The organism is Dyella sp. 05T440 (assembly GCF_056395965.1).
Map to the genome: position 1 here is coordinate 1 of NZ_JBFTKN010000011.1, position 26,072 is coordinate 26,072.

The 26,072-nt window shown below is 64.0% G+C and carries 26 protein-coding genes and 1 tRNA gene; 14 read left to right on the forward strand and 13 right to left on the reverse strand.

Features of this window, described 5'->3' with window-relative positions; genetic code table 11:
- Positions 1-229: 229 nt before the first annotated feature.
- On the reverse strand, positions 230-634 hold the full coding sequence (locus tag AC1DE1_RS14855) for a hypothetical protein (protein WP_046973138.1): 405 nt from the start codon (positions 632-634) through the stop codon (positions 230-232).
- Positions 635-709: 75 nt separating this feature from the next.
- Here AC1DE1_RS14855 and AC1DE1_RS14860 point away from each other — a divergent pair, with 75 nt between their 5' ends.
- Both AC1DE1_RS14860 and recQ read left to right on the forward strand, forming a co-directional pair.
- Complete coding sequence (locus AC1DE1_RS14860) at positions 710-1,060, forward strand: MGMT family protein (protein ID WP_121882339.1); 351 nt, start codon at positions 710-712, stop codon at positions 1,058-1,060.
- A 189-nt stretch (positions 1,061-1,249) separates the two neighbouring features.
- Positions 1,250-3,067 (forward strand): DNA helicase RecQ, encoded by a 1,818-nt coding sequence (recQ, locus tag AC1DE1_RS14865; protein ID WP_477177757.1) that lies wholly within the window; start codon positions 1,250-1,252, stop codon positions 3,065-3,067.
- 114 nt (positions 3,068-3,181) lie between these two features.
- On the opposite strand, the gene AC1DE1_RS14870 is transcribed toward recQ, so the two are convergent.
- Entirely contained in the window at positions 3,182-3,439 is a 258-nt protein-coding gene (locus tag AC1DE1_RS14870) for a hypothetical protein (RefSeq protein WP_441603157.1), read from the reverse strand.
- Between the two features lie 220 nt (positions 3,440-3,659).
- Entirely contained in the window at positions 3,660-5,321 is a 1,662-nt protein-coding gene (locus tag AC1DE1_RS14875) for a M28 family metallopeptidase (protein WP_477177756.1), read from the reverse strand.
- 292 nt (positions 5,322-5,613) lie between these two features.
- Between AC1DE1_RS14875 and AC1DE1_RS14880 the strand changes: the two genes are divergently transcribed.
- From AC1DE1_RS14880 to AC1DE1_RS14900, 5 genes are all read left to right on the forward strand, one after another.
- On the forward strand, positions 5,614-6,009 hold the full coding sequence (locus AC1DE1_RS14880; RefSeq protein ID WP_046973133.1) for an HU family DNA-binding protein: 396 nt from the start codon (positions 5,614-5,616) through the stop codon (positions 6,007-6,009).
- 648 nt (positions 6,010-6,657) lie between these two features.
- Entirely contained in the window at positions 6,658-7,086 is a 429-nt protein-coding gene (locus AC1DE1_RS14885) for a phasin family protein (RefSeq protein ID WP_477177755.1), read from the forward strand.
- Between the two features lie 514 nt (positions 7,087-7,600).
- Positions 7,601-8,269, forward strand: a complete 669-nt coding sequence (locus tag AC1DE1_RS14890; protein ID WP_441603021.1) for a DUF1045 domain-containing protein — start codon at positions 7,601-7,603, stop codon at positions 8,267-8,269.
- A 259-nt stretch (positions 8,270-8,528) separates the two neighbouring features.
- The gene (locus AC1DE1_RS14895; RefSeq protein ID WP_441603020.1) at positions 8,529-8,987 is read left to right on the forward strand and encodes a host attachment protein; all 459 of its coding nucleotides are present in this window, start codon (positions 8,529-8,531) and stop codon (positions 8,985-8,987) included.
- A 236-nt stretch (positions 8,988-9,223) separates the two neighbouring features.
- Complete coding sequence (locus AC1DE1_RS14900) at positions 9,224-10,819, forward strand: MASE1 domain-containing protein (RefSeq protein WP_477177754.1); 1,596 nt, start codon at positions 9,224-9,226, stop codon at positions 10,817-10,819.
- A gap of 31 nt (positions 10,820-10,850) precedes the next feature.
- On the opposite strand, the gene AC1DE1_RS14905 is transcribed toward AC1DE1_RS14900, so the two are convergent.
- The 7 genes from AC1DE1_RS14905 to ftsY all read right to left on the reverse strand — a co-directional run bounded on the left by AC1DE1_RS14905 (position 10,851) and on the right by ftsY (position 16,945).
- Positions 10,851-11,312 (reverse strand): hypothetical protein, encoded by a 462-nt coding sequence (locus AC1DE1_RS14905; RefSeq protein WP_441603018.1) that lies wholly within the window; start codon positions 11,310-11,312, stop codon positions 10,851-10,853.
- 385 nt (positions 11,313-11,697) lie between these two features.
- Positions 11,698-12,798: a TraB/GumN family protein gene (locus AC1DE1_RS14910; RefSeq protein ID WP_477177753.1), complete on the reverse strand. Its 1,101-nt coding sequence runs from the start codon at positions 12,796-12,798 to the stop codon at positions 11,698-11,700.
- Between the two features lie 417 nt (positions 12,799-13,215).
- A tRNA-Phe gene (locus AC1DE1_RS14915) sits at positions 13,216-13,291 on the reverse strand.
- 63 nt (positions 13,292-13,354) lie between these two features.
- Positions 13,355-13,633, reverse strand: a complete 279-nt coding sequence (locus AC1DE1_RS14920; RefSeq protein ID WP_477177752.1) for an oxidative damage protection protein — start codon at positions 13,631-13,633, stop codon at positions 13,355-13,357.
- A gap of 24 nt (positions 13,634-13,657) precedes the next feature.
- The gene (mutY, locus tag AC1DE1_RS14925; protein ID WP_477177751.1) at positions 13,658-14,689 is read right to left on the reverse strand and encodes an A/G-specific adenine glycosylase; all 1,032 of its coding nucleotides are present in this window, start codon (positions 14,687-14,689) and stop codon (positions 13,658-13,660) included.
- A complete protein-coding gene (locus AC1DE1_RS14930) occupies positions 14,686-15,780 on the reverse strand; it encodes an AsmA family protein (protein WP_477177750.1) in 1,095 nt (364 codons plus the stop codon). Before AC1DE1_RS14930 ends, mutY begins: the two co-directional genes overlap by 4 nt.
- A 13-nt stretch (positions 15,781-15,793) precedes the next feature.
- The gene (ftsY, locus tag AC1DE1_RS14935; protein WP_477177749.1) at positions 15,794-16,945 is read right to left on the reverse strand and encodes a signal recognition particle-docking protein FtsY; all 1,152 of its coding nucleotides are present in this window, start codon (positions 16,943-16,945) and stop codon (positions 15,794-15,796) included.
- Positions 16,946-17,019: 74 nt separating this feature from the next.
- Between ftsY and rsmD the strand changes: the two genes are divergently transcribed.
- The 7 genes from rsmD to AC1DE1_RS14970 all read left to right on the forward strand — a co-directional run bounded on the left by rsmD (position 17,020) and on the right by AC1DE1_RS14970 (position 23,112).
- Positions 17,020-17,580, forward strand: a complete 561-nt coding sequence (gene rsmD, locus AC1DE1_RS14940) for a 16S rRNA (guanine(966)-N(2))-methyltransferase RsmD (protein WP_477177758.1) — start codon at positions 17,020-17,022, stop codon at positions 17,578-17,580.
- Positions 17,581-17,784: 204 nt separating this feature from the next.
- Positions 17,785-18,303 carry a pantetheine-phosphate adenylyltransferase gene (gene coaD, locus AC1DE1_RS14945; RefSeq protein ID WP_477179129.1) on the forward strand — a complete coding sequence of 173 codons (519 nt, stop codon included), beginning with the start codon at positions 17,785-17,787 and terminating at the stop codon, positions 18,301-18,303.
- A 252-nt stretch (positions 18,304-18,555) separates the two neighbouring features.
- Positions 18,556-19,050 (forward strand): hypothetical protein, encoded by a 495-nt coding sequence (locus AC1DE1_RS14950; RefSeq protein WP_441603008.1) that lies wholly within the window; start codon positions 18,556-18,558, stop codon positions 19,048-19,050.
- A 141-nt stretch (positions 19,051-19,191) separates the two neighbouring features.
- Entirely contained in the window at positions 19,192-19,488 is a 297-nt protein-coding gene (locus tag AC1DE1_RS14955) for a YfhL family 4Fe-4S dicluster ferredoxin (protein ID WP_441603007.1), read from the forward strand.
- The gene (gene ggt, locus AC1DE1_RS14960; protein WP_477177748.1) at positions 19,485-21,212 is read left to right on the forward strand and encodes a gamma-glutamyltransferase; all 1,728 of its coding nucleotides are present in this window, start codon (positions 19,485-19,487) and stop codon (positions 21,210-21,212) included. Before AC1DE1_RS14955 ends, ggt begins: the two co-directional genes overlap by 4 nt.
- A 2-nt stretch (positions 21,213-21,214) precedes the next feature.
- The gene (locus tag AC1DE1_RS14965; RefSeq protein ID WP_477177747.1) at positions 21,215-22,066 is read left to right on the forward strand and encodes an MBL fold metallo-hydrolase; all 852 of its coding nucleotides are present in this window, start codon (positions 21,215-21,217) and stop codon (positions 22,064-22,066) included.
- A 29-nt stretch (positions 22,067-22,095) separates the two neighbouring features.
- A complete protein-coding gene (locus AC1DE1_RS14970; protein WP_477177746.1) occupies positions 22,096-23,112 on the forward strand; it encodes a TMEM43 family protein in 1,017 nt (338 codons plus the stop codon).
- A gap of 780 nt (positions 23,113-23,892) precedes the next feature.
- Here the strand turns inward: AC1DE1_RS14970 and AC1DE1_RS14975 are convergent.
- From AC1DE1_RS14975 to flgM, 3 genes are all read right to left on the reverse strand, one after another.
- Positions 23,893-25,149, reverse strand: a complete 1,257-nt coding sequence (locus AC1DE1_RS14975; RefSeq protein ID WP_441603003.1) for an EAL and HDOD domain-containing protein — start codon at positions 25,147-25,149, stop codon at positions 23,893-23,895.
- 95 nt (positions 25,150-25,244) lie between these two features.
- Entirely contained in the window at positions 25,245-25,691 is a 447-nt protein-coding gene (locus AC1DE1_RS14980; RefSeq protein WP_477176975.1) for a flagella synthesis protein FlgN, read from the reverse strand.
- On the reverse strand, positions 25,688-26,011 hold the full coding sequence (gene flgM, locus AC1DE1_RS14985; RefSeq protein WP_441603001.1) for a flagellar biosynthesis anti-sigma factor FlgM: 324 nt from the start codon (positions 26,009-26,011) through the stop codon (positions 25,688-25,690). The genes AC1DE1_RS14980 and flgM overlap by 4 nt, the downstream gene beginning before the upstream one ends.
- Between the last annotated feature and the right edge of the window lie 61 nt (positions 26,012-26,072).

A 26,072-nucleotide genomic window follows, 5' to 3' on the forward strand; every position in this document is an offset into this window, starting at 1 on the left:
CCGTAGGTTTGTCGCGCACAGGGTGCGCTCCCACAAAGAGCCGATCGGTACCGGCCTGCGCGATCCCTTGTAGGAGCGCACTTGTGCGCGACCGCAGCGCCGGGATGTACCGCTCCGTAGGTTTATCGCGCACAGGGTGCGCTCCCACAGTCGCGATGCGGCCGCCTGCATAGAAACGCGGTGCGCGGCGTCTGCCTCCGTTCCTGTGGGGGGGCAGAACCGCCCTCAATCAGAGGTCATCGCCCCCAGCCGCAACGATCCTCTCCAACTGATCACCCAGCTCGCCGAGCTCCTCAATCAGACGCCTCAATTCCACCGCATCCAGCAATTCATACGGGCGGTTTTCGCACAGGTGCAGATAGGGCGAACCATCCAGGTCTGCAACGGCGAGAAAACCCTTGCGTTGCTCCCAGTTGAAACGCAGGCATCGGCGCGGGTCAGCACCGGCGAGCGGGCCCACCGGCGTGGAGATGCGCAGATAGCGGCGGCCGGACTCGTCTTCGAGTTCGGCGAGATAGATGCCCTGATGCCGGTCGTGCGGCAAAGTCAGATCAAAACTGATCAGATAAGGGTCGTTGTGGCGCAGCGCGTGCAAGCTGCCGATGTGGGAACGCACGGCTTCGAAATGGCGCATGGTGCGATCTCCTTGGCAGGCCGATCCAGGCTCGCTACTGTGCCACGACCCGGTGTAAAGAGCCTGTTGAAGATCATGGACAAGCCCAAATCCGACGCGCACGCCCGCATCTTTGCTGCCATCGCAGCTATTCCTGCCGGCCGCGTCGCCAGCTACGGCGCCATCGCAGCGCGAGCGGGACTGCCGGGGCGCGCACGTCTGGTCGGCAGGGCGCTCGGCGAAGTTCCGGACGGCATGGAGCTTCCCTGGTTTCGCGTGCTGCGATCCAGCGGTCATATCGCGTTTCCCCCGGGCAGTCGGGCCTTTCGCGAGCAGAGCAAGCGCCTGAAAGCGGAGGGCGTGGAAGTGAAGAATGGCCGTGTGCCGTTGGCAAGTTTTGGCCTGGATGCCAATCTCGATCGGGCCTTGTGGGGCATGCCGGGTTAGATCTGCCCGCGTGGCGAACATCGGATGTCATCGATTGCCTGCCGCCATGCCTGCGCGCGCTTGAACGGCTGCGCTTAGTCGGTTTTCTCCCGAGCAGTGCGTCGGCTGCGTGGCCGATCTGCGTACGTCTTGACAAAGGACAGTGGCGCGAGACGCAAAGCCGCATTCGACATTTGCTAGCATTCGCCGATGCTTCCAGCCCCTCTCGATATTCTTCAAAGCGTTTTTGGCTACGCGCAATTTCGCGGTCAGCAACAAGCCGTCGTCGAGCAATTGATCGACGGTGGCGATGCCTTGGTGCTGATGCCTACGGGTGGCGGCAAGTCGCTGTGCTATCAGATTCCCGCCTTGGTGAGGCAGGGCACCGGCATCGTGGTGTCGCCGCTGATTGCGTTGATGCAGGATCAGGTGGATGCGTTGCGCGAGGCCGGCGTTTCCGCGGCTTATCTCAATTCCAGCCTGGGCGCGGAAGACCAGCGCGAGGTGGAGCGACGCCTGCTGGCCGGTGAGTTGAACCTGCTTTATGTCGCGCCAGAGCGACTGCTGACGTCGCGATTTCTTGGTTTGCTCGAAAGCACCGAGGTGGCTTTGTTCGCCATCGACGAAGCGCATTGCGTGTCGCAGTGGGGACACGATTTCCGCCCTGAATATCGCGAGCTGGCGGTGCTGCATCAGCGTTTCCCGCAGATTCCACGCATCGCGCTCACCGCAACAGCCGATCAGCGCACGCGCGATGAAATCGTCGAGCGGCTGGCGCTGCAAGAGGCGCGTCAGTTCGTTTCGAGTTTTGATCGACCGAACATCCGCTATCAGGTCGGCCTGCGTCACAACGCGCGACGGCAGTTGATGGAATTTCTGGAGCGGCATCGCGGCGAGACGGGCATCGTCTACGCGCTGAGCCGACGGAAGGTGGATGAAACGGCGACGTGGCTGACGGAAGCGGGCATCGAGGCCTTGCCCTATCACGCCGGTCTGGACGCCGCGACTCGCAACGCGAACCAGCGGCGTTTTCTGCGCGAAGACGGCGTGGTGATGGTGGCCACGGTGGCGTTCGGCATGGGCATCGACAAACCCGATGTGCGCTTCGTCGCGCACCTTGATCTGCCGCGCAGCATGGAAGGTTATTACCAGGAAACCGGCCGTGCGGGGCGCGACGGCCTGCCGTCCGAGGCATGGATGATTTACGGCCTGTCGGACGTGGTCACGATGAGCCAGATGATTGCGCAATCGGAATCGGCGGATGAGCGCAAACGCGTCGAACGCCAGAAACTGGAATCGCAGCTGGCGTATGCGGAAGCCACGCAATGCCGCCGTGAGCTGTTGCTCGCCGCATTCGGCGAATCGTTCCAGGGGCCCTGCGGCCATTGCGACAACTGCATCGAGCCGCCCAAGACGTGGGATGCCACGGTGCCTGCGCAGAAAGCGCTATCCGCGGTTTATCGGAGCGGCCAGCGCTTCGGTTCCGGTCATGTCATCAGCATCTTGCGCGGGGAAGACAGCACGCGCATGACGGACTTGGGCCACGATCGCCTTTCCACCTTCGGCATCGGCGCCGATATGGACGAGAAGCAATGGCGCTCGGTGTTTCGCCAGTTGCTCGCGATGGGCCTGCTGGAAGCCGATGCGGAGGGCTTCGGCACGTTGCGCCTGAGCAAGGCCAGTCGCGAGGTGCTTGTGGGCAATCGTCCGGTGCGTCTGCGCGAAGACGCCACGCCGGCGCGCGCTACGCGCAAGCGTCGTCGCGACAGCCAGCTGGTGACGGGCGGCAGCCTTGGCGTGGAGGCTTACGAGCAGCCGCTATGGGACGAATTGCGCAAGTTGCGTACGCAGCTTGCGAAGCAGCATGGCGTGCCGCCCTATGTGATCTTCCACGACGCGACCTTGCTGGCGATGTTGCGCGACTTGCCTTCGAACGAATCGGAGCTGTCGGCGATCAGTGGCGTGGGTGAGGCGAAGCTCAAGCGATATGGGCGGGATTTTCTTGCGGTTATCAACGCGCACGAGTAGCCAGTAAGGGCAATAGGTGATCTTCCCGCGAGCACCTGCCCCTCACCCCGGCCTTCTCTCCCACAGGGACTTCCTTCGGGTCGCCCGGAGGGGAGAAGGAGACGTGAAGCGGCTTCAGCCCGCCAAACGCCAGCGCGTGCCTTCGCTCGATACACGTGAGTGCGCCAGGGCAAGTTCGGGGATATAGCGCCACTCGGTCAGTTCGCCAGGGAGGCGCGCCTGCGGGCAGTCGATGCGAGTGGCGATGAGCGCGGCTTCGGCCGTTTCGTGGCGACCCATTTCCAGTTCATCGCACAGCACGCGCCATTGGCGGCCGTGGCGGACGATGCGGAACAGGCCGGTTTTGGAGGGGTGAACGTATTGCGCCAGCATAGGATTCAACTTTTTTGAAGTCCGTTGTGGGCAGCTTGCCGTCGAAGCATGACCTTCTTGTGATTCCTGTCTGGCTCGACGGTGACTGCCATATTTCCGTTGTGTTTTGCCGTCATCTGAATCAGGTTCGCGTGAAAATCGTGTTCCCACGGGTTGGAACGGTTAAAGAAAAAGGCCCGCATTGCTGCGGGCCTCTTCATGTACTGCAACGTAACCGCGCTTATTTGCGCTGCGCTGCCGTGGCGTCGCGGGCCGCACGGAATTCCGAATCCTTGCTCCAGTTGGGCCAGGTGTCGGAGTTGGCGAGGTCGCTGCCGAGCTTGTAGAGGATCTGCAGATCGCGGGCCATGCCCGTGAACGGCCAATCCGCCTGCCACTCATCGGACGGCTGGTGATAGTGCTTGGCCACGTATTCGTCCTCGGCCGCCTTGCCGGCAGCCAGGCCGCCGTCAACCCAGTCGTTGCCCGAACCAAAGGAAACCGCCGGCACGCCACGCTTGGCGAAGGAGAAGTGATCGGAGCGGAAGAAGTGGCCGGCTTCGGGCTTGGGATCGGCCGAGTACACCAGGTTCCACTGCTTGGCCGTGGTGGTCAGCTCATCGAGCAGGTCGAGCTTGGCGCTGCCGGAGATGGTGAAGTTGCGCGACGGGCCGTGCGGATCGAGCGCATCCATGTTGATGTCGGCCACGGTGCTGGCGAGCGGGTAGAGCGGCTTGGAGGCGTAGTACTCCGAACCCAGCAAGCCCTTCTCTTCGGCGGTGACGTTGAGGAACACCACCGAGCGTTCCGGCTTGGGCTGGCTGGCGAAGGCGCGAGCCAGTTCGATCAGCGCAGCAGTGCCCGTGGCGTTGTCCACCGCGCCGTTGTAGATCTTGTCGCCCTTGGCATCGGGGGCGCCCACGCCCAGGTGGTCCCAGTGCGCGCTGTAGATCACCGTCTCGTTCGGACGCTTGCTGCCCTCGACGCGGCCCACGATGTTGTGGGAGGTGATCACCTTGGAGTTGATCTTGTAGTTGGCCGAGAAGGTCTCGCCCTTGAGCACCACCGGCTTGAAGTCGCGCGTCTGCGCCTGCTTCTTCAGCGCTTCGAAATCAAGGCCGGCAGACTTGAACAGGTCAACTGCCACATCGCGCTGGATCCATGCTTCCACCGGTGTATGTGCGCTGGCGGGATGGTCGCGCACGACGTCGAACTGGGTGTTGGTGTTGGAGTTGGCCACGGTCGCCCAGCCGTAGGAGGCCGGTGCGGTTTCGTGCACGATCAGCATGCCGGCTGCGCCCTGGCGAGCGGCTTCTTCGTACTTGTAGGTCCAGCGGCCGTAATAGGTCATGGCCTTGCCGCCGAAATCGCCCACGCCGGTTTCAAAATCCGGGTCGTTGATCAGCACGACGGCGATCTTGCCCTTCAGGTCCACGCCCTTGAAGTCGTCCCAGTTGCGCTCCGGCGCCTTGACGCCATAGCCCACGAACACCAGCGGCGCGTCCTTGATCGACACGGCCTTGGAGCCGTCGAGCGCGGAACGCACGGCGATTTGCTGGCCCTGGGTCAGCGCCTGGGTCTTGCCATTGATGGTGAACGACAGCGACGGCGTACCGGCGATATCGGACTGCAGCAGCGGCACGGCCTGCGTCCATTCGCGCTTGCCGTTCTTCAGGTCGCCACCGGGTTGCACGCCGGCTGCCTTGAACTGGGCAACCACGTAATCGATGGTCTTGGTTTCGGCCGCCGTAGCGGGGCCGCGGCCTTCGAAGGCATCGGACGAAAGCGTTTTGACGTCGTCCGACAAACGGTGCGGGTCGAACGTCGGGGTGGTCGGTGCATCGGCGGCGAACAGCGCCGACGTCACAGACAGGGCGAGCAGGGATAAGGCCAATCGCTTCATGGGCAGCACCTAGCGTGGAGACGAAGCTCGATAGTAGAGATGGCTGGCGCCGCCGGTCCATAGCCGCCTGAGGCGAATCCGCCGGCAAGCGGCGGGGAGGGGTTAGGAAAAGCCCTAAAAAACAGCCTTTCCGAGTGCCCGATCGTGACTTTCTTCACCCCTTCCGGGCCATTATCGAAAAAAAACCGCAATTTTTCCGTCTTGCAGCTTGGCGTGATGGGCTGGCATGCCATACATTCCGCATGCCGAGAGGCATCAAACACCATCTCTATTGATCACCACGGGGAAATGTATGGCGAAGGCGCAAAAAGCAGCAGCAAAGAAGAAGGCCGCTCCGAAGGCAGCTCCGAAGGCCGCCAAGGCGGTTGTTCACAAGCCGATCAAGGACGCACTGGGCAAGTCGGGCCTCGTGGCTCACATCGTTGAAGCCAGCGGCGTGGCTGCCAAGGACGTGCGCGCGGTGTTGGCCTCGCTCGAAGGCGCGGTGACGGGCTCGGTGCACAAGAAGGGTGCCGGTCATTTCACCATGCCGGGCCTGCTGAAGATCACGGCCGTCAACGTGCCGGCCAAGCCCAAGCGCAAGGGCATCAACCCGTTCACCAAGGAAGAGCAGTGGTTCGCTGCCAAGCCCGCTACGGTGAAGCTGAAGATCCGCGCGCTGAAGAAGCTCAAGGACGCCGCTCTCTGAGCGTAGCGTTTCACTAGAGCATTCTCGCCAGGTGCGGCCCTTGCGCCGCACCTGGTGTCTTCAAGAAGTGGCTTATCGCTGCGCAGCCAGCGGCCACTGGCACCGACCGCATCGACGCCTGTCGGTACCGATCATCCGACCCACCTGAAGATCCAGCGGCAGTTCGGCGCCCTTGCCGGCCGCGTGGTCCGCCTTGACCCTCGACACGCGCCCTTGAACGCCACGGCATGCACGCGGGCAGATAGCTGTGCGCGGATAGACGCCTCGCGCCGGCGTGGCACCTGCCTGTCGGGAGCACTCCTCCAGCACGCGGATCGACGCGAACTTCTACGTTGTTGTCCTTGGCGCAGCGTGTCTTGGCGGTCCGCACGGCATCGTCGAGCTACAGGTTTATGCAGGTTTTCGCGACCGGTCCCCCTAAAAACAACGACGAGCGAACCCATCCGCACCGCGCGCTGAATTGCTGCCACCGACGTCATGTGGACGATCAAGGCCGTACCGATCACACATTTCGTTGAGGCCGGAAGGTTCATGCTCCCGTCGCGCAGCTGGTCCATAGTGGCCGGAGGTGTCATGGCGACACCTGTGCAAAGCCACCGCCGGAGGGCGATGGCGCTACCGCAAAAGATCTCCCACTGAGGGCATGACATGGCTAACCCGAGCGATCTCCCGTTGAGCCTCTACAAAGCCAACACCGAGCTTCAGTTGCGCGTGAACAAGCTGGTGATGGAAAACTGGAAGAAATGGCTGGAGCTGTCCACCCGGGCGATGGACGACGGCATCGCGGAACAACAGGCGCGCGTAGAGCAACTGATCAAGGCGCAAGATTGGGCGGCCCTGGCATCCATGCCCGCCGATACCTTCTGGCGACAGCTGCAGCAGCGCATGGGCGATGCCAGCGTCACCAACCAGATCGCCGCCAACGTGCAGGCGCATTTCGCCAAGGGCCTGCAGGATGCCGTGCAGACCTGGCAGAAGGACACCGCCAGCGCGCTGGGCGGCGTGGGCGACATGAGCCTGTCCGAACCTTGGAAGGACATTCTTTCGCCGTGGGGCAAGTTCCACCCGATCAGCTGAAGGCGGTCGCCGTGACACCTGGCCTTGGCGCCGGGTGTCGCGTCGCCGGGCGGGGCCGGCGCCCTTCGACCACCCGCTCGCGCCCGGCCGATGCGCGCGTTCGTTCTGCCGATTCCATCGCGTTACCCGGGCGGCGCTCATGGTCAACTCTGCCGCTGCCGTGCTGGTCCGTCGCGCGGCAAGGGGATGGGCGACGCGCACGACGCGCAGTCGACTGCTGAGGAGCAGGAGGGCGCGCGGCCACAGTTCGCGCCGATTCCCCGTCTTGTCACATAGGTTTAGTTAGCTAGGGGGCGCAGCGCCATCAGGCGCGGCCTGTCGATGGTGCCGGTACGGGACTGTCGACAGCGGATTTTGAACTGGCAGGGGGACGGGTGAAGCGAGGACAGGGCAGGGCGCTTCAGGTCAATGACGCTGCGAGGATGGCTCGCACGCGCGCACCTGATGCATGGCGTGGCGGGCCCCAGCGACTCGGGCGCATACCGCTGCTGCGGGTATCGCTGGTCGGCAGCTGATGCGTTACGCCATTTATTTCTGCCCCGCGCCGGCGAGCGCGCTGGCTGCCCTGGGGCGCGACTGGGTGAGCACCGAGCTGGCTGCCAATGGCATTCCGGGGATCGGGTTGACGCGCTGGAATGCCCTGTTGGCCGACGTGCGCCGCTACGGCTGGCACGCCACGTTGCGATCCCCTTTCACGCTGTCGCCGGATGTCGACCTGGCTGAATTGCGCCAGGCCCTGCATGTCGTCGCCCGGTCACACGCGCCGATCAACCTGACGCTGCGTTGTGCGCGGCTCGCCGGCTTTCCGGCGCTGCGCCCACTGGGCGACAGCAAAGCGGTGAATGCCCTGGCAGCGGCCTGCATCGAGGCGATCGAGCCCTTGCGACTGCCGCTGGCGGAACACGATTTTCAGCGTCGCGCCTCCGGGCTCGATGCCATCGAAACTCACTACCTTGGACGTTACGGGTATCCCTACGTGTTTGAACGCTACCGTTTCCACATGACGCTATCGGCACCTGCTTCCGTCGACGAAGAGCGCGCACTGCAACGCTGGTTGTCGCTGCGCGCATCGATGCTGCCGACGGCGCGCATCGATGCGCTGACCTTGTGCGTGGAGTCCTCGCCCGGCGCCGCTTTTGAGCCCTTCGAACGCATCGCGCTGCACAAGGCATCGGCGGCATGACCAGGGGGCGCCGACTCCCATCGAGAGTCGCGCGCGGGCCTTCTCCGGGCCATCGTGATTCGGACGCAAGGCGGGCGAGCCAACGTGTCACCCTTGATTGGCGCAGCGACCTGCGGCCGAGCGTCAGGCTCACGTTGGCTTGACGCGTTGAAGGGGATTCTCAAACTTCCCCGACGGTGTCGACAGCGCCCGGTGCCATCGCCTGGTGCGCGGATGTCAGTCGCCCGGCATTCCTGGTGAAACTCCCTGGGAGCGCGTGATGAACAAGACGGTTTGGATCGTGGTTGCCAATCGAGGCGTTGCCCGGCTGTTTCAGGCCAGGCAGCCGACCGGTCCACTGGAGGAGCTGGATGCCTTCATCCATCCGGAAGCCCGCCTGCACGAGCAAGATCTTGTATCGGATCGGCCTGGTCGGGGCTTTGACCGGTCCGGTCCCGGCAGCCACGCAGAAGAGCCCGACACCACCATGGTGGAGCAGGAAACCAGCAATTTTGCGCTGGAACTCTCCCGCTTCCTGCTCAAAGGCCGCACCGATGGGCGCTTCGACGGCTTGATGCTGATCGCCGCGCCGGCCTTCCTGGGCTCGCTGCGGGATCGCCTGGATGGCCCCACCAAGGGGCGGGTCATGCTCGAAGTGGCCAAGAACCTGGTCCACCTGGATGCGGCTTCGGTGCGCAGCTATCTGCCGGACCGCCTCTATTCGGCTGTCGGCGGTTGATCGCCCGCCGGACCTTGCGGTAGCAGCGCAATATTTCACGTCGAAGACCTGCCGCGACTTTCACGACTCGATGCTGAAATGTTTGACGTGGTGCACATTTGCAACAACTGGCTGCGCTACGATAAGGGGGCTAGAACGCCGGGGCGTTTCACAGCGCTTTCACGCCTCAACCGATGTGATCGGCCGCTTGCGCAGAAGCCCGGCGCAGGCGAGGGAAAGACTGACAGGGGGATGCAATGCTGGACGCTCCGTGGGCCAATCCGTGGTTCCGCCGCATTGGCATCGCTGCGTCCTATGGGCTGTTGATCGCCCTTACTCGCCAGGTCACCATCACTCACTTCGTGCTGGGTGCCGGCATCCATCTGGCCGTGCTTCTGCTGGTGCGCTATCGCGACTGGCCGGCCCTGATCGTCGGTGAAACCCTGGCCTTGCTGCCCACGAGCATTGCGTGCGTGGGCGACTACGGTGTGCTGTGGGCCGTGCTGTTTACCATTCCCGGCCTGGTTTTCATGGCGCCGTTCGTCTACGTCCTGCGCGAACGCTGGCCCGTCCTGGCCGCCAGGGGCTCGCTCAACATGGGGTCACTGCTCGGGGCTGCGCTGGTGTTGTCCTTCGTGATGACCGCATGCAACCTGGCCACCATTTACTCGATCACGCTGCCGCCGGACTATCACCTGCAGGTGGATAAGCTGGCGACCAAGTGGGTGCTGGGCAACTACCTCGGCATTCTGGCGGTTACCCCGACCGTGTTGCTCGCATACCAGCTGTTGAGTGGTGCTGGCTGGCGCCAGCTGGGCACCCGACTGCTCGACAGTCGCGCGGTGCTCGACAGCATTTTCCTGGTGGTGCCCGCGCTGTTGTTGCTGGTGTGGATAGGCCTTGAGGCGCCGCGCGTCCGACAGATTGCCCAGGTCGCCATGTTCCTGCCCATCGTGTGGCTCGCCATGCGGCATGGCTGGCAGGGTGCGGCCATCGGCGGCACGGCATCGAGCCTGGCCGTGATGGCCTTGATGCCAGCCGCCGACGATCAGCAGACCATGCAGGCAGAGGCGATCGTTGCCTTGGCGATCTCCTCGATGCTGCTGCTGGGCGCACGCATCGGCGCCTTGCACCAGCACGCCGAACAAGAACGCATGGATGTGCGCATGGCCTTGGCGCTGGCCCAGCGCAACGTGCATATCGGCGAGATGCAGCTACGCACGACGTCACTCGCGCTGGAGCAGATTCGCGAGACGGTGCAGGCCAGCTTCTCGATGATGATGGGGCGCCTGCGCCACCTGCAGCCGACCATCGAAGACCGCAGCTATCACCGCCAGGCGCTGGTGGCACAGGATCAGTTGTTCCGCCTCGCCGACAGCCTTTATCCGGTGTCGTGGCGCGAGCGTGGCTTGCCGGCCGCCCTGCGCGAAGGCGCCATACCGCGTGCGCTCGATGAAACGGGCGTGGGTTACTGGTGTGACCTGCGTGGCCCGTTGAGTCGGCTATCGCAGACCCTGCATTTGGCCATCTATCGCCTCGTGGTCGAGGTCGTGGCCGATGCCTGCGCCAAGCGCAACCTCAGCGAAGTGATCGTTCGCGTGCGCTGCGGTGAAAAGCTGGGGCGTCGCTGGGTGCTGATCAGCATCATTTTCCGCGATACCGCCGACACGTCTTCGCAGGTGCGTTGGGACGAACTGCTGCCCCGCGTGATGCGTTCGACCAGCGGCATGGGCTGGGCGGGAATTCGTGATCGCGCCATGACCTTTGAAGGTGATGCCCGCGAACATCAGATCGCCAATGGCCGCCGGGTCAGCCTGCTGATGCTCGACCCGATCACGATCAGCGGCATTTGACACGCCGCTGATCGCTGGGTTTTCCCGCACTTTACTGAATGTGCGTGCTGCAGACTTCCGGGTTGCAGGTGCTGGCTGCGGCCTTCAGCTGCAGGGTGCCGTCGCTCAGCGGCGTGGCAGTCACCGTCGTGGCGGTGTCCTGGTAGACCGTGGCCGGAGCCGTGGTCGGGGTGGCCGTGGTGGCTACAGCCGGGCCCTGCTGCGGTGTGGTGACCAACTGCGAGAAGCGACCCATCGGCAGCGTGATGAACTGGCCGCCCGCCGAGCCGACGGCGCCGAGCACGTTGCCGTTCGCATCATTGATCTGCACGAACTGGATGCCGCCAATGGTGAATACATAGGCGTGGAAGTTCGGATTGCTGCTGACGTCGGACGCATTGGGCCACGACTGGCCGAGGCCGGTGGCGGGCGGCTGGTCGGCGAAGGCAGCTCCAGACGTAGCCAGAGCGAGCACGCCAAAGAGGCATGCGCGACGCGAGAGGGCTTTCAACATAACGGACCCCTTTGTTGGTGATGTGCTCAGACATTGAGCAACGGTGGCGAATGTAGCACCAACTTTGTCCCAGCCCTTGTGATTGATGGTTGGTGGGACGCGTATCCCGGATTGCTGCCGCGTCAGTGCTCGGAGGAAGCAATTGGTCCGGCCGTCGGATCGACTTGTTTGTGGGAAGGGCTTTCAGGGTGGTCCCGGAAAAATKTGATGTGGATCACATTTTTCCGGGACTGCACCGGAAATCTGCGTTCTGCTAACGATTTCCCTGGCGGCGCGACTCAAGCGGTAACCGTTCTCGCGGAGGAAGTCCTCTGCGATTGCTGCTAGAAGGCACGTCGTCACCGGGACCATCCTCCGCTCTTTCAGGATGCTTCCTCTGTTGAGCTCAATTATCAGGATTCGCTCCGATCAGAGCATCGGGTGATTGCACGGTATAGCCGTCCTTTTGGAGCTCCTTCAAATAGCCGTCGCCAGTCAAAATCCGATTCATCGGAAGCACCGCCAACGATTGAGAGTTCTGCGCGAGGGCGGCCTCGGCTGCCTTGATCCATGCTTGTCGGATACGGGCGGAGATATCGTTCATCCCTATCTCCTTGCCAAAGTCCGTGCTGCCTATGGCTGAAAGACAATCGTCCTGTTGCTTGGCCGACAAGATTTTCGTCAAGGTCTCCATGTCGCCGGTCGCCCACGCGTGTCCCAGTTCGGAGGCTTGCGGGAAATCCTGCTCGATGGCACTCAGGATTCCGCTGAGGCATTGCTGGTCATTCATTGCTACTTGCTTGAACTGTTTCGCGGCGCGATGCGGATCATCCAGCACCATGACATAGGAAGTGTCGGTTACCGGTACCTTGGCCCGATCCGCGGCGTAATAGATGGCAGCTTCCACCTTGTGGTTGTCGATGAGCCCGGATTGAAGGAGGGCGGCGCTGTACAACTTCTGACCCCCAAAAGTCGGTCGCAGACGTTCGACACCTGAGCCATGGCCAAGGTATCTGATCTTTTGGACTTGCCAGCGGCTGTACAGGTCAGGGGATAGCACCTGCTGCAACATTTTGCCATCCGGGAGTTTCTTCAGTCCGATCATGGAGGGAATCAGAAGCAGTCGGCCCCAAAGCCCGATTTGCGCCCCGATTTCCAGGCCTGGCGGCTTGAGTACCTGTTGGGAAGAGGCAATGAGATGCTCGACCCTGGGCGACTCCCATTGCACGCCTCTGGGTAGCGGTGAGGTGATTCCAAGTATCCACATCACGTGGCCGTCTTTGCTGACCTTCCACAGCGGAGGACCTGGCAAAACACCGGAAACCGCCACGGGCGACAGCGTCACGGCAGAGCCCGGTGTCGCGGGCGGCGAGGTTTTCTGAGCGAATGCGCCGAGCGTGATAAATGCTGTCAAGAAGAACGCGGCGGTGCGAACTCGACTTGCTGTGTGCATGGGCGTCCCTTTTAGCTTCATCTGCAACGTGAGATCCATCCAGGTCGTTGCCATCTCCGCTCAACAGGCCTTGTCTCTGCAGCAGTCACGAGCGGATCGAGCATGCGTCGTCCGTATCGCTCGGGAGGCTGGTGGGTACAAAGATGCTTGCGGTGTCGCCGGCAGCAGGATGGCAATCCCTCCGAAGGCGGTCTGTCGGAACAGTCTGAAGGTGAGGTCCGAGATCGACGGGGAGGGCGGCACCGATCCAGTCAGTTGCCGAAATCAAGCGCTCGTGCCGTTGCGTGTATCGCGGTCATGAGGAGATTCACCATGACGAAAATCACGACGCATAAAACTAACGAATGAACCTGGGATTGGGGGCTTGCGCGAGATGCAGCTCTTGCCTGAGCGAGGCGGGCGCTAGCGGCAGGCGAGTTCGACGACGAGACAAAAGAAAAGGGCCTGCATTGCTGCAAGCCCTTGAAATCATGGTGGCCGGGGACGGAATCGAACCGCCGACACGGGGATTTTCAATCCCCTGCTCTACCAACTGAGCTACCCGGCCATGCCAGCGTGCGTCGAAGACGCCGCGTGGAGCCGTGCATTAAATCCGAAGCAGGGCGGCTCGTCAAGACTCTGTGGGCGGGGCGACGTAGCCTTCAGGCTGCTTCACGTCGCCGCCGAACAGGAATTTTTCCATTTCGGCGCTCAGGAACTGGCGTGACTTGGGATCGAGCGGATTGAGGCGGTATTCGTTGAGCAGCATGGTCTGGTGGGCCAGCCATTGTTGCCAGGCTTCCTTGGAAATCTCCGCATAAATGCGTTGGCCCAGCGGGCCGGGCCAGGGTGCGAAATCCAGGCCTTCGGCCTCGCGGCCGAGCTTGGCGCAGTGAACGATACGGGTCATGCGATGTGACTCATCGGTAGTGATTCAAAGGTTCTGCAGCAGGGTGCGCACCGGAGCGGGCAGGCCGAGGGCCGCTCGCTCGCCGGGATCGCACCAGCGCAGGCTGGCATTATCGGCGATGCGCTGAAGCGCCGTCGCCTCGTCGAACAATAGCGGCTCGACCTTGAGCCGATAGTGGCTGAAAACATGCACGAATGGTGGCAGCGCATGCGCATCGTCGATCCGCGCCAGGGACTCGGCGGTGCGCCACGCGTGATCGTGATCGCTTGCTTCGGGAAGACTCCACAAACCGGACCACACACCTTGCGCGCCGCGGCGTTCGAGCAATACGCGTCCAGCGGCGTCGCGCAGGATCAGCATCACCGTGTCGCGCGTGGGTATCGCTTTGGTGGGTTTGGCGCTGGGCAGTTGCGCGGTGAGATGGTCACGCTTGGCGACACAGTCCGCTGCAAGCGGGCACTGATCGCACAGCGGCTTGGAGCGCACGCACACGGTGGCGCCAAGATCCATGATCGCTTGTGTGTAGTCGGCGGTGCGCTGGGCTGGGGTCAATGCATCGGCGTGTTGCCAGAGCGTCTTTTCGATGGCGCTTTGGCCTGGATGCCCGTGGATGCCCAGATACCGCGTGAGCACGCGTTTGACGTTGCCATCGAGGATGGCAAAACGCAGTCCATGAGCCTGCGCGAGGATCGCGCCCGCGGTGGAGCGGCCGATGCCCGGTAGATCAGCCAGTGCATCGAAATCGCGCGGCAATTCGCCTTGGTGCTTCTCCACGCAGATCTGCGCGGCGCGTTGCAGGAAGCGTGCTCGACGGTAGTAGCCAAGGCCGGACCATAGCGCGAGCACGGTATCTTCTTCGGCAGCGGCAAGATCGCGCAGCGTCGGCAGCGCGGCAACAAAACGCTGGAAGTACGGAATGACCGTGACCACCTGCGTCTGCTGCAGCATGACCTCCGACAGCCACACGCGATAAGCGTCGCGAGGATGCTGCCAGGGCAGATCCTTGCGGCCGTGTTCGTCGAACCAGGCCAGCAGTGCAGCAGCAAATGGATTCATGGCGACTTGCGCGTGGGCTTGGGCGGCGCGGGTTTCGCTGCTGCCGGTTTGGGCGGTGTCGCTGTGCTTGCCGCAGGAGCAGGCACATCGGTGCCTGCCTGGATGGTGAGGCCTTCCACGCTGATGTCGCCGGCCTCGATGCTGGCCACTTCCGCATGTCCGTTGCCGGGCGGCACGGTGAGTCGCGGACCGTCGTCGTGATCGAGCTGCGACCACCAGCTGGCCAGAGCCAAAGGCGGGATATGCAGGTCGGCGTGATTGTCTGGACCATCCAGCTTCAGCGCTAGCATCAGTGGATCGCTCTGGTCGGCGGGCGTCAGTTGGATCACTGCGTCGTATTCACCCGCATTGGCGTGGTCTAGCTTGCCGGTCAGTTGCGCGGATGCATCGGCGGCACCGCGCCAACGTGCGTCACCCGTGAGGTGCAGGGTGAGCGTGGTGCTGTGCGCCACGTACAGCGCGATGTTCTGCAGCAGCAGCGAGCCGTTCTTGATGCTGGGTGTTACCGATAGCCGCAACTGGGTGGGAATGCCCTGCGCATCCTTCGCCGTGATCGTGAGCGGAAACGCATGATTGGCGGCGAGGCGGCCCGCATCGAGCTCCACATCGCCGAGCAACAGCTGGTTGCCGCGCACCAGGCTGCCGCGCGTGATATGCACGCCGGCATCGATGCTCGGTATCGCCGCAGGCACCGCGGACGGTCCGGAGGGCAGGTCGTCCAGCCATGATTGCAAGGCATCGAGGTCGACGCGCGGCGAGTCGATCTGCATCTGCGAAATCACGGTTTCGCCGTGCAGCAGCGTGCGCCACGGCAGCGCGAGCGTGCCGCGCGCCGCCAGCAGGATGGGCATGTTGGCGTTGCGCGCGGTGAGCGTGATGCCTTCGAGCTCGAGCGCGGGACGCGGGAACAGCGCTGGCGTGGCGGGGCTTGCGAGACTCAGCTCAAGGCCGGCGTCCTGCGCTTGTTGCTGCAGCATCGCGGTGATGCGTTCGGGTTGCAGCAGCACGTGTACCGCGATCAGCGCGACGGCCACCAACAGCAGCGTCGCGCTGCTGATCACGATGAGGGCGAGGCGGAGCCAGCGCGGCACCCGTCAGCGCTCCTCAGCCTTGACCCAGGCTGGCGGGAAGCAGGCCGTCGACATAAGCCTCGGCATCGAACACGCGCAGATCGGTGGCGGTTTCGCCCAGGCCCACGTAGCGGATGGGCAGGCCGAATTCACGCGCCAGCGCGAACACCACGCCGCCCTTGGCGGTGCCATCGAGCTTGGTCACCACCAGGCCGCTGACGCCGACGATCTGGCGGAACTGGCGCACCTGGCTCACGGCGTTCTGGCCGGTGGTGCCATCGATCACCATCAGCACTTCGTGCGGCGCCTCGGTGTCGATTTTCTTGAGCACGCGGGCAATCTTGCCCAGCTCGTCCATGAGGCCGCCCTGTGTGTGCAGACGGCCTGCGGTGTCGGCGATCAGCACATCGGCATTGCGCGAGCGCGCGGCCTGCAGTGCATCGAAGATCACACTGGCGGCGTCGGCGTCCTGGCCCTGCGAAATCACCGGCACCTTGTTGCGTTCGCCCCAGGTCCTGAGCTGTTCCACGGCGGCGGCGCGGAAGGTGTCGCCGGCGGCGAGCATCACCTGGCGACCCTCGTCGCGATAACGACGCGCGAGCTTGCCGATGGTGGTGGTCTTGCCGACGCCGTTGATGCCTACGGTGAGGATCACGTACGGCTTGAGGCCGCCGACTTCCAGTGGCTGTTCGACCGGACGCAGCATCGCAATCAGCGACTGGCGCAGCGCGGCAAGCAGCGCACTGGCATCGGCGAACTCGCGCTTATGCATGCGCTTGCGCAGATCCTCCACCAGGGTCGTGCTCGCTTCGACGCCGACGTCGGCGGTGATGAGCGTGGTTTCCAGCTCGTCCAGCAGGTCGTCGTCCAGCTTGGGATGACGGATGAAGAGGGAAGTGAGGCTGCGTGCGAACCCGCTGCCGGAAAGGCGTTCGCGCCAGCTGCGCTTGGCCGGAGCGGCAGCGGCTTCGACGACGGCGGCAAGTTCGCTGGCGACGTCTTCGGCGGGCGCATCGGGTGCGGGCGGCGTTTCGGCCAGCGCTTCGTCCAGGGTGGGACTGGCGTGGTCGAGCGAGACGGCATCCGTGTCGTGCGCAAAGCCGGCTGCCGGAGCGATCTCGTCCGCAGGCGCGGTCGACTGGCCCGGTGCGGCGTCAGCGGGTTTCTTCTTCCAGAACTTGAGCATTGCGGCAGGGATTCAAAGACAATGGCCCGCATGCTACCACCCCCTTCCAAACTCACCGCTGAGCCATGGCGCCCATGAAGGGCGCGAGCGGGCGCATCCGCATCATTGGCGGACAGTTGCGCAATTCACGCCTCGATGTGCCCGATCTGCCCGGCCTGCGCCCCACGCCGGAGCGCGTGCGCGAGACCTTGTTCAACTGGCTGGCGCCGGTGATCGACGGGGCACGCTGCCTGGATTTGTGCGCTGGGACCGGGGCGCTGGGCGTGGAGGCGCTGTCGCGTGGCGCGGCTGGCGTGCAGTTTGTCGAGCGTGATGCACGGGCCGCCCAGGCGCTGCGGGACAATCTGGCGCGCCTGAAGGCCAGCGGTGGGCAGGTCGCCGCGATCGACGCGCAAGTCTATCTGCAGGGCGCTGGGCAGCCGTTTGGGGTGGTGTTTCTCGACCCGCCGTTTGGCCTCGATCTGTGGACGCCGTTGACCCGGCAGCTGGAGCAGGGTGGGTGGCTGACGGCGTCGGCGTGGATTTATCTGGAGTCGCCTCGGCAAGCGGAGCCGGTGGCTCCGGCCAACTGGACCGTGCACCGGCAGGGTACGGCGGGCGACGTGCGCTACACGCTTTATCGACGCGGGGTTTGACGCATCTTCTGCGCGACGAGCCGGCGGAGCGGGTAGACCGCGGCGCTGCGGTCGCGCACAAGGTGCGCTCCTACAAGGGTGAGGCAGGCCTGTGGGTGGCTTGGGCCCATGGATTTCCGGGTTTAGGAAACAGGCTAGGCGGATGCCTCGAACGGGCCTAAGCTAGCCGCCCCTCTGCTGACGGTGACTCGTCACGTGAACAAGCTGCCGGTCAACCAGCGCCTCGCCGTTTACCCGGGCACCTTCGATCCCATCACCAACGGCCATGCCGACCTGGTGGCCCGTGCTGCGCCGCTGTTCGAGCGCATCATCGTGGCGGTGGCCGACAGCCCCAACAAGGGCCGGGGGCCGGGCTTCAGCCTCAACGAGCGCATCGCCCTGGCGCGACTGGCGCTGGCCGACCTGAGGAACGTGGAAGTGCGCGGCTTCGATGGCCTGTTGGCGCATTTTGTCGAGGAAGTGGGCGCTGGCGTGATCATCCGCGGCCTGCGCGCCGTCTCGGATTTCGAATACGAATTCCAGCTCGCCAGCATGAACCGCCACCTCATTCCCCAGGCCGAGACGCTGTTTCTTACGCCGGCCGAGCAGTACAGCTTCATCTCCTCGACCCTGGTGCGCGAGATCGGCCGTCTGGGCGGCGATATCTCCGGTTTCGTGCACCCCGCCGTGCAGCAGGCGATGCGCCAGCGCTGGCACCGGGACCGCGTGGCCTCGGACGACTGAGCACCCCGTAAACCCGCAGTGCAACACGTCTGACGGTGTCCGGAGCGGGCATCGTCGTGTATCCTCGCCCGCATCCTGCGGACAGGACAGTCGCTCGCCGCGGATCAGGGGTAGGCAAGGTTTTGCTGGTGGCACGGCTGCCAAGAAACCGGTTGATTCCCCCGGTCCAACAAGGCTCTGTCGCATGACGGCCGAAAGGTCGGTTATCCAACGGATCCCATGACCAGATTTCATCATTCCAGGGTGACCACCATGTACAAGTACGCTCTTCTCGCCGCCATCGCGATCACCGGCATCACCGCCTGCAGCCAGCAGGACGAGTCCGCCCAGCAGCCGACCGAGCAGGTCGCCGCCGTTACCAAGCCGACCGATCCGAACGATTCCAAGGCGTGGAACGCCTACCTCGGCCAGATCGTCCAGAAGAACATGCAGGGCATGACGGCCGACCGTCCGTTCCCGTACCTGGTGCCGGGCGGCGATACCGAAGACGCCAACGCGCTGCGCCAGCGCCAGCTCGAGCAGGTGCAGGACACCGTGGCCCGCGGCGTGCTGCCGGGCAATATGCTGGTGTTCGCCGGTCCCGATTCGTCCAAGACCTCGCAGTTCGTGACCGATGCCTTCAAGGACGCCAAGGCCGGCTCCTTCAAGGACGTGATCGTGCTGGTGATCGGCGACGCCGGTGACAAGGACAAGGTGACCTCGGCGCTGCAGCCGACCGGCGCCACCATCCGTTACGTGAACATGTAAGTTCCGGATTCCGGAGCGGTTTCGAAGCCCGCGGTGCGAAAGTGCCGCGGGCTTTTGTTTTTCCAGTGCGCATCCATCTTGATGGTTCCAACCGCCGGATCTTGCGGCGCACCATCCGCGCCCACCATGTAAACTCAGCGAATGTCCCTGAAAATCCTCGATACCTGCGTCAATTGCGACGTCTGCGAACCGGTTTGTCCGAACAAGGCGATCTCGCTGGGCGAGGAGTACTACGTGATCGATCCGTCGCTGTGCACGGAGTGCATCGGTCACTACGACGAACCGCAATGCGTGGATGTGTGCCCGGTCGAGTGCATCATCGTCGACCCCGAGCACACCGAAACCCACGATCAGCTCGACCTCAAGTACCGTTTCCTGATGGCGCAAGGCGATAGCGCGGCACCATCGGGCCATGTATCCCCAAAGGACGACGCATGAAGCACCCGTTGAACTGGCGCGTGACGCTGCTGGCCCTGCTTGTTTCCTCCAGCGTTGCGTACGCCGACAGCCGCCCCGCCGTTGCTCCCGCCACCACCGCTCCCGCGCACGTCATCACGCAGCGTCCCGGCCACGCCGGCATCGCCAGCGCGAATTTCCACGCCACTGACGCCGGCCTCGAAGTGCTGGCCAAGGGCGGCAATGCGTTCGACGCGGCCATCGCGGTGGCCTCCACGCTTTCCATCGTCGAACCGGAAAGCTCGGGCATCGGCGGCGGTTTCATGGCGGTGCTGCATCGCGCCTCGGACGGCAAGGACATCTTCATCGATGCGCGCGAAACCGCGCCGGCAGCGGTGAACACCAAGGACTATCTCAACAAGGACGGTTCGCCCAATCGCGACACCGCCTTGAACGGGCCGCTTTCCGCTGGCATTCCCGGCGAGCCCGCCGGCCTCGCGTGGCTGGCCAAGCACTACGGCAAGCTGCCGCTGAAGGACTCGCTGGCGCCGGCCATCCGCCTGGCCCGCGACGGCTTCCAGCCCGATGCCCGCCTGATCAATGCGATCAGCGAACGCCAGCAGGACATCCAGCGCTGGCCTGCGTCAGTGGCCAAGTACCTGCCGAACGGCAAGCCGCCCGTCGCCGGTCAGGCATGGCGCGATCCGGACCAGGCCCGCACGCTGGAAGTGCTGGGCGAGCAGGGTGCCGATGGTTTCTATCGCGGCGAGATCGGCAAGAAGCTGGTCGACGCCGTGCGTGCCGCCGGTGGCAACTGGACGGCTAAAGACCTGGAGAGTTACCAGGTGAAGGAACGCACGCCGATCACGGTGGACTATCGCGGCTATCGCGTGGTCACGGCGCCGCCGTCCTCGTCGGGTGGCGTGGCAGTGGCGGAGATCCTCAACATCCTCTCCGGCTACGACCTGAGCAAGCTCGATGAGGCCCATCGCACGCATCTGGTGATCGAAGCCATGCGTCGCGCGTTCCGGGACCATAACGACTATCTGGGCGACCCGGACTTCGTGAAGATGCCGCTGGACATGCTGTTGTCGCCTTATTACGCGGCGGGTCTGCGCATGACCATCCTGCCCGACAAGGCCACGCCCTCGTCGATGCTGCCGGGTAGCACCGGTGTGGATCCGGGCATGCACACCACGCATTTCTCGGTGATCGACAAGGACGGCAATATCGCCTCGATCACCTCGACGGTGAACTACACCATGGGTTCCACCTTCGTTGCCGCCGGCACCGGCGTGCTGCTCAACGACGAGATGGACGACTTCGCGCTGGTACCCAACAAGCCCAACGTCTACGGCCTGCTCGGCAGCGAAGCGAATGCGCCGGCACCGGGCAAGCGCATGCTGTCGTCGATGACGCCGAGCATCGTGTTCGGCGCCGATCGCGTCGGCGTGATCGGTTCGCCGGGCGGTTCGACCATCATCACCCAGGTGCTGGAAGGCATACTCGCCTTCATGGACGGCAAGAACGCCGAAGGCATCGCTGCGCAGAAGCGCTACCACCACCAGTACATGCCCGATCGCGTGGACGTGGAGCCGGGCACCTTCGATCCGGCCACCGCCGACGCGCTCAGGCAGATGGGCCATGAACTGAAGGAACGCAGCCCCTGGGGTTACATGAACGTGGTCACCTGGGATCTGAAGACCAACAAGCTCGATGCGGCCAGCGATCCGCGCCGCGAGTCGGGTCTGGGCAAGGTGCAGTAACGATGGAACTGTGGTCTATCACCGGCAATTCGCAGCAGCTTGATGGCGGCGCCATGTTCGGCAATGCGCCGAAGGCGCTGTGGTCGCGCTGGATCAAGCCCGACGCGGAAAACCGCATTCCGCTTGCGTGTCGCTGCCTGCTGGTGAAAGACCTCGACGGCAAGAACGTGCTGTTCGAAACCGGCATCGGTGCGTTCTTCGAGCCTGCGTTGCGCGAGCGCTACGGTGTGGTGGAAGAGCGTCATGTGCTGCTCGATTCATTGGCGGAAGCCGGGCTCACGCACGAAGACATCGACGCCGTGGTGTTGTCGCATCTGCACTTCGACCACGCTGGCGGCTTGCTTGCTGCGTGGGAAGAGGGGCAGTCGCCGCGTCTGCTGTTTCCCAACGCCACCTACATCGTCGGCGCCGAGCATTGGCGCCGCGCGCTGCAACCGCATGCGCGCGATCGTGCCTCGTTCGTGCCGGAGTTGCAGCCGCTGCTAGAGGCAAGCGGTCGTCTGGAGCTGGTCGAACGCGAGCATTCCAAGGCACTGGGTCAGGCTGTGCGATTCAGCTATTCGGACGGCCACACGCCTGGACTGATGCTGGCGGAAGTGGCCGGCGTGGTGTTCTGCGCCGATCTCATCCCGGGGCGCTTTTGGGTGCACCTGCCTATTACGATGGGCTACGACCGCTATCCGGAAAAATTGATCGAAGAGAAGCGCGCGTTTCTGGACGACAAGTTGGCCCGCGACGTCCGCCTGTTTTTCACCCACGACCACGACTGTGCCGTGGCGCGGGTGGTGCGGGACGAGCGGGGCCGTTACGGTACGGCTGACGAACAAGTAGCGATGCGGGGACAGGCGGCCTGACCAGTCGTCCACAGGGGGAGGGGATCACCATGCAGCCTTGGTTGCGACGCGTTTTGGGTGTGCTGCTTTTGTTGGCGGGTGCGGGTCTGGTCGCGATGACCGAGCAGGGGCTGCTCGACAATCGCCATGCCTCCGATCGCCACGGCGGACAAATTTTCGACCTTGGCGGCGGCGATTCGTCGACCGCAGTTCATCACGGCAACCTGGTGCGCGTCAGCGGCGCCGTGCGCGTGATCGAGGAGCCCTCTGATTCCGAGTTCGGACAACGCGCGCATGCGCCGGTGCTGATTCGGCACGTCGAGATGTTCCAGTGGCGCGAGCTGCGCATGGGCGGCGACGTGCACTACGAACAGGACTGGGTCGATCGTCCGGTCGACTCGCGGCGTTTTGCGCAGACCTCGGGCCATGTGAATCCCGAACGCTTTCCGATCGAAGGCAGGCAGTTCGATGCCGGCCAGGCCCGCGTGGGCAACTATGTGCTGTCCGCACCGCTGCTGCATGCGCTGCTTGGCGGCGAGCTGATCGAGCCGAACATCAAGACGTTGCCGACGAATCTGGCGGCGAGCTTTGCGCTTAACGGCAACTACTTCACCACCAGCGAGCATCCCGATCATCCGCAGCTGGGCGATTTGCGCGTCAGCTGGGAGGCGGTGCCGGCGCAGGTGGTCACGGTGTTCGCCCAGATCGATGGCGATCAGCTGGTTCCCTCGGCCAGCGCCACTGACGGCAAGGGTTTCGACGTGCAGATCGGCGAGCGATCGCTGGTCGACGTGGTTCCCGATGTTCCTGCGCCACCGTCGTTCGTATGGGCACGCCGGATCGGCGGATTGCTGCTGGCGATGCTGGGCGCGCTGCTGTTGCTCCCCGAGCGTCCCCGCACGCATCACGATGCCTTGCTCGCGGTCGGCAGCGGTGCGCTGCTGATTTCCGCGGTGGCTTGTGTGATGTGGCTGGGGACGGATATGGCGGTGGGGGCGATGTGGTTTGGGGTGGCGTTGGTGGGGATGGGGGTGGCGGTTTGGAGGTTGCGGGTGACGGCTGCCTGAGCGTTGCTCCCTCTCCCCCGCGGGGAGAGGGTTGGGGTGAGGGGCCAACCTTGCCTCGCGGTGCGGAATCGCCCCTGTCTTCTTTTTGCTCGCCATTACTGCGATGGCGCGAGGCGCTTCTCGATAACCGAACGGCTGGTCACTCACTGACTACGCGCTGGGTCGTCACGATTTCGCCATCTGGCTCGCCTGCCGCGGGCTTCCGTCCTCCTGCCGGAGGCCGGGTTACTTTTCTTTGCTTGCCCAAAGAAAAGTAACCAAAAGAAAGGGCCCCCCGGATGACGCGCCTTCCGGGCCGTTGGCCCTCCAGGTGCGCGGTCGGGTTACGGGGTTTTTCGACAGGACATCCCTGTCCTGTCGAAAAACTGGCCGCATCCATGCGGCCACCCTTCGGGCTTTCCTCCACCCGCCCGCCGCGTCATACGGGGACCCCGGGAGCCAAGAGCCAAGAGCCAAGAGCCAAGAGCCAAGAGCCAGATTAAGAGCCAAACAACGCCCGGTCTTGCCGGGTATCTTTTTGTAGGAGCGCACTTGTGCGCGACCAGCCGACGGAGCGGTACATCTCGGCGCTGCGGTCGCGCACAAGTGCGCTCCTACAAGAGGGCGCTTACGCCGTGGGGCGCAATTGAAGGTTGCGGATAGGCTATTTGTGGGAGCGCACCCTGTGCGCGACAAGCCTACGGAGCGGTATACCCATGCGTGGCAGTCGCGCACAGGGTGCGCTCCCACAGACGAGCGGGCGTCAACCTTGGTGCAGCGAGAAAACCACGATCAGCAAGCTCAATTGGGTCGCTGGTCCGCGAACGCGTAAACGTGATCGGCCCACTGTGTGGCTTCGAGATAGATCGCTGCCATGCGGCGAATGACTTGTGGCTGCACTTCGCCACCGCGAAGGTTGCCTGCTTCCCACGCGCGGATCTGATCGAGCAGCGTCGCGAACGGTCCCTTGTTTTCCAGCAGTGCGCTGCTGATTTCGCGGGCGAGCGGCAGGTGCCACAGGACGAAATCCATCGGGGCTTCCATCATCGCGTCGAGCAGCGAGAAGAGGCCGGCGGTGAAGGCCATTTCGCGTTGTTCGGCGGGCATGTGCTGGGCGAGCTTTTCGCACATGTGGGCGCGGATGAGCGCGGCGCGCAGCAGTTCCGGCGGGCGGTCGCCGGTGCCGCTCAGCGCCATCGTGTAGATCCAATTACGCAAGCGCGCGGCGCCGAAGAAGATGGCAGCCTGCTGCACGGATTTGAGCTGGCGCGGCAATGCGAAGTACGCGGAGTTCACGCAGCCCAGCAGCTTGTAGCTGAGGATGGCGTCGTCGCGCACGATCTGGCCTAGTTCGACCGGGCCCGGATTGCCTTCCTGCAAGGCCTTCATCAGGCGCAGCAGACTCAGGCGGCTGGCGGAGAGCACCGGCACGGCGACGGGTTCGGGCTTGAGCAGGAACTGGCCCTGGATCGCCTGCAACGGCAGCGATTCGCAGCGGTGATAGGTGTCGTGATCGTCGACATGACCGGCGACGACATGGGTGCCGCGCGCATGCAGGTATTCGCTGCGCGAGCGCAGCGTGGCCGGGTCGAGCTTGCTGGCGTCCAGGCGCACGAACTGCACGATCTTGAGCAGGGGTTCCACGGCGGGATTGAATTCCAGCGTGGTGTCACCGGCGTCGAGCATCAGCGGGCAACCGCGCTGCGCCATGCGTGCCAGGCGTTCCACCAGGGCGGCATCGGCGGCGGCCTCGGGCTGCAGCAGCACGCCGAAGCGTGGCTGGTGCTGCAGCACGTCGGTTTCTTCCATCAGCAATTCGTGCGTGAGCCTGAGGAACGTGCGGTTGCCGCGCACCAGGCGCGCGAGCGCGCCATCGGTGATGGTGGCGAGCGCGCGACGCATCAGTGTGGCTTCGTCCTCGGCATCGTCCTGGAAGACGATCTCGTAGGCGAACAGTTCGCGCTTGCTGTCCAGCATGGGCAGACGGATCACCGGCAGCGCTTGTTCGCTGGCGGTGGAGGCGTCCGAGGCGGAGGGGATGGCCGCAGCTTCGCTCATGATCAGTCGATGTGGTGACGATGGTGGAGAGGAGCGGCAACTGCCGCCTGCAAACAACCGCGCGTGCTGGAAGGCTGGACGCGCGTCATAACGTCTTAAGCCTCGGCCAACGACTGTGAGCGCAGGCTCGTGCGCAGATCACCGGTGCGGCCGTACACGCTCGCTTCGGCTTCGTTGCCGGTCAGTACGGCCAACGCCTTGCGCACTTGCTGCAGGCGCTGACCGACGAGATAACCGTTGCGCTGGTTGAGCTGCTGGCAGGCACGCAGCGACTGCAGAATCTCTTGCCAGCGGGGAGCCAGCGTGCGGCTGGCTTCCGGCGCGCCCTGGCTGAGCTGCACGCGTTCGCTGTCGAGCTGTTCCAGTCGCACCATCAGTTCGTGCTTGCTGGCGCCGGCCTGGTTGAGCGCATCGACGTCGGCCGTTTCCAGGGCGGTGCGCTCGGTGGTGAGCGCATCCATCAATTGGCCCACTGCCAGCCGCATCTCGTCCACCGCGGCGGTCAGCGCATGGTCCAGTTCGGCTTGCAGTGACGGGCTCATGACTTGCCGTTGAGCTGGTTTTCGAGGGACATCATGCGATCGGCGATCTTGCCTGCATCGACCTTGTAGGTGCCGCTCGCCAGCTGCTGGCGGATGTGCTCGACTTTCTTCGTGTCCATGGTGGCACCGCTGTTCGTGCGGGATGCTTCCTGCAAGGCACGCGCGGAGTCGGTCAGCTGGACGCGGTCGTTTGCGCCCGTGCTGCTGCCGGTGGCCTCGCTGGCCGTGGTGCTGGTCGCGCCCTGCGTGGAGCCGCTGGCCTGGCCTGTGGCGGGCTGGGGAAGCTTGGGCAAGCCGTTGTTGGAGATCGTGGTATTCATGGGTCCGTTCTCTTGGATATCTGGCCCTGTTGCTTACAGGATCGGCCGGGGGGCCGCAAAC

Bases quoted from the DNA above. Each gene is read 5' to 3' on its own strand.
- AC1DE1_RS14855 (WP_046973138.1), bottom strand. From the start codon at position 634: ATGCGCCATTTCGAAGCCGTGCGTTCCCACATCGGCAGCTTGCACGCG.
- AC1DE1_RS14860 (WP_121882339.1), top strand. From the start codon at position 710: ATGGACAAGCCCAAATCCGACGCGCACGCCCGCATCTTTGCTGCCATC.
- recQ (WP_477177757.1), top strand. From the start codon at position 1,250: ATGCTTCCAGCCCCTCTCGATATTCTTCAAAGCGTTTTTGGCTACGCG.
- AC1DE1_RS14870 (WP_441603157.1), bottom strand. From the start codon at position 3,439: ATGCTGGCGCAATACGTTCACCCCTCCAAAACCGGCCTGTTCCGCATC.
- AC1DE1_RS14875 (WP_477177756.1), bottom strand. From the start codon at position 5,321: ATGAAGCGATTGGCCTTATCCCTGCTCGCCCTGTCTGTGACGTCGGCG.
- AC1DE1_RS14880 (WP_046973133.1), top strand. From the start codon at position 5,614: ATGGCGAAGGCGCAAAAAGCAGCAGCAAAGAAGAAGGCCGCTCCGAAG.
- AC1DE1_RS14885 (WP_477177755.1), top strand. From the start codon at position 6,658: ATGGCTAACCCGAGCGATCTCCCGTTGAGCCTCTACAAAGCCAACACC.
- AC1DE1_RS14890 (WP_441603021.1), top strand. From the start codon at position 7,601: ATGCGTTACGCCATTTATTTCTGCCCCGCGCCGGCGAGCGCGCTGGCT.
- AC1DE1_RS14895 (WP_441603020.1), top strand. From the start codon at position 8,529: ATGAACAAGACGGTTTGGATCGTGGTTGCCAATCGAGGCGTTGCCCGG.
- AC1DE1_RS14900 (WP_477177754.1), top strand. From the start codon at position 9,224: ATGCTGGACGCTCCGTGGGCCAATCCGTGGTTCCGCCGCATTGGCATC.
- AC1DE1_RS14905 (WP_441603018.1), bottom strand. From the start codon at position 11,312: ATGTTGAAAGCCCTCTCGCGTCGCGCATGCCTCTTTGGCGTGCTCGCT.
- AC1DE1_RS14910 (WP_477177753.1), bottom strand. From the start codon at position 12,798: ATGGCAACGACCTGGATGGATCTCACGTTGCAGATGAAGCTAAAAGGG.
- AC1DE1_RS14920 (WP_477177752.1), bottom strand. From the start codon at position 13,633: ATGACCCGTATCGTTCACTGCGCCAAGCTCGGCCGCGAGGCCGAAGGC.
- mutY (WP_477177751.1), bottom strand. From the start codon at position 14,689: ATGAATCCATTTGCTGCTGCACTGCTGGCCTGGTTCGACGAACACGGC.
- ftsY (WP_477177749.1), bottom strand. From the start codon at position 16,945: ATGCTCAAGTTCTGGAAGAAGAAACCCGCTGACGCCGCACCGGGCCAG.
- rsmD (WP_477177758.1), top strand. From the start codon at position 17,020: ATGAAGGGCGCGAGCGGGCGCATCCGCATCATTGGCGGACAGTTGCGC.
- AC1DE1_RS14950 (WP_441603008.1), top strand. From the start codon at position 18,556: ATGTACAAGTACGCTCTTCTCGCCGCCATCGCGATCACCGGCATCACC.
- AC1DE1_RS14955 (WP_441603007.1), top strand. From the start codon at position 19,192: ATGTCCCTGAAAATCCTCGATACCTGCGTCAATTGCGACGTCTGCGAA.
- ggt (WP_477177748.1), top strand. From the start codon at position 19,485: ATGAAGCACCCGTTGAACTGGCGCGTGACGCTGCTGGCCCTGCTTGTT.
- AC1DE1_RS14965 (WP_477177747.1), top strand. From the start codon at position 21,215: ATGGAACTGTGGTCTATCACCGGCAATTCGCAGCAGCTTGATGGCGGC.
- AC1DE1_RS14970 (WP_477177746.1), top strand. From the start codon at position 22,096: ATGCAGCCTTGGTTGCGACGCGTTTTGGGTGTGCTGCTTTTGTTGGCG.
- AC1DE1_RS14975 (WP_441603003.1), bottom strand. From the start codon at position 25,149: ATGAGCGAAGCTGCGGCCATCCCCTCCGCCTCGGACGCCTCCACCGCC.
- AC1DE1_RS14980 (WP_477176975.1), bottom strand. From the start codon at position 25,691: ATGAGCCCGTCACTGCAAGCCGAACTGGACCATGCGCTGACCGCCGCG.
- flgM (WP_441603001.1), bottom strand. From the start codon at position 26,011: ATGAATACCACGATCTCCAACAACGGCTTGCCCAAGCTTCCCCAGCCC.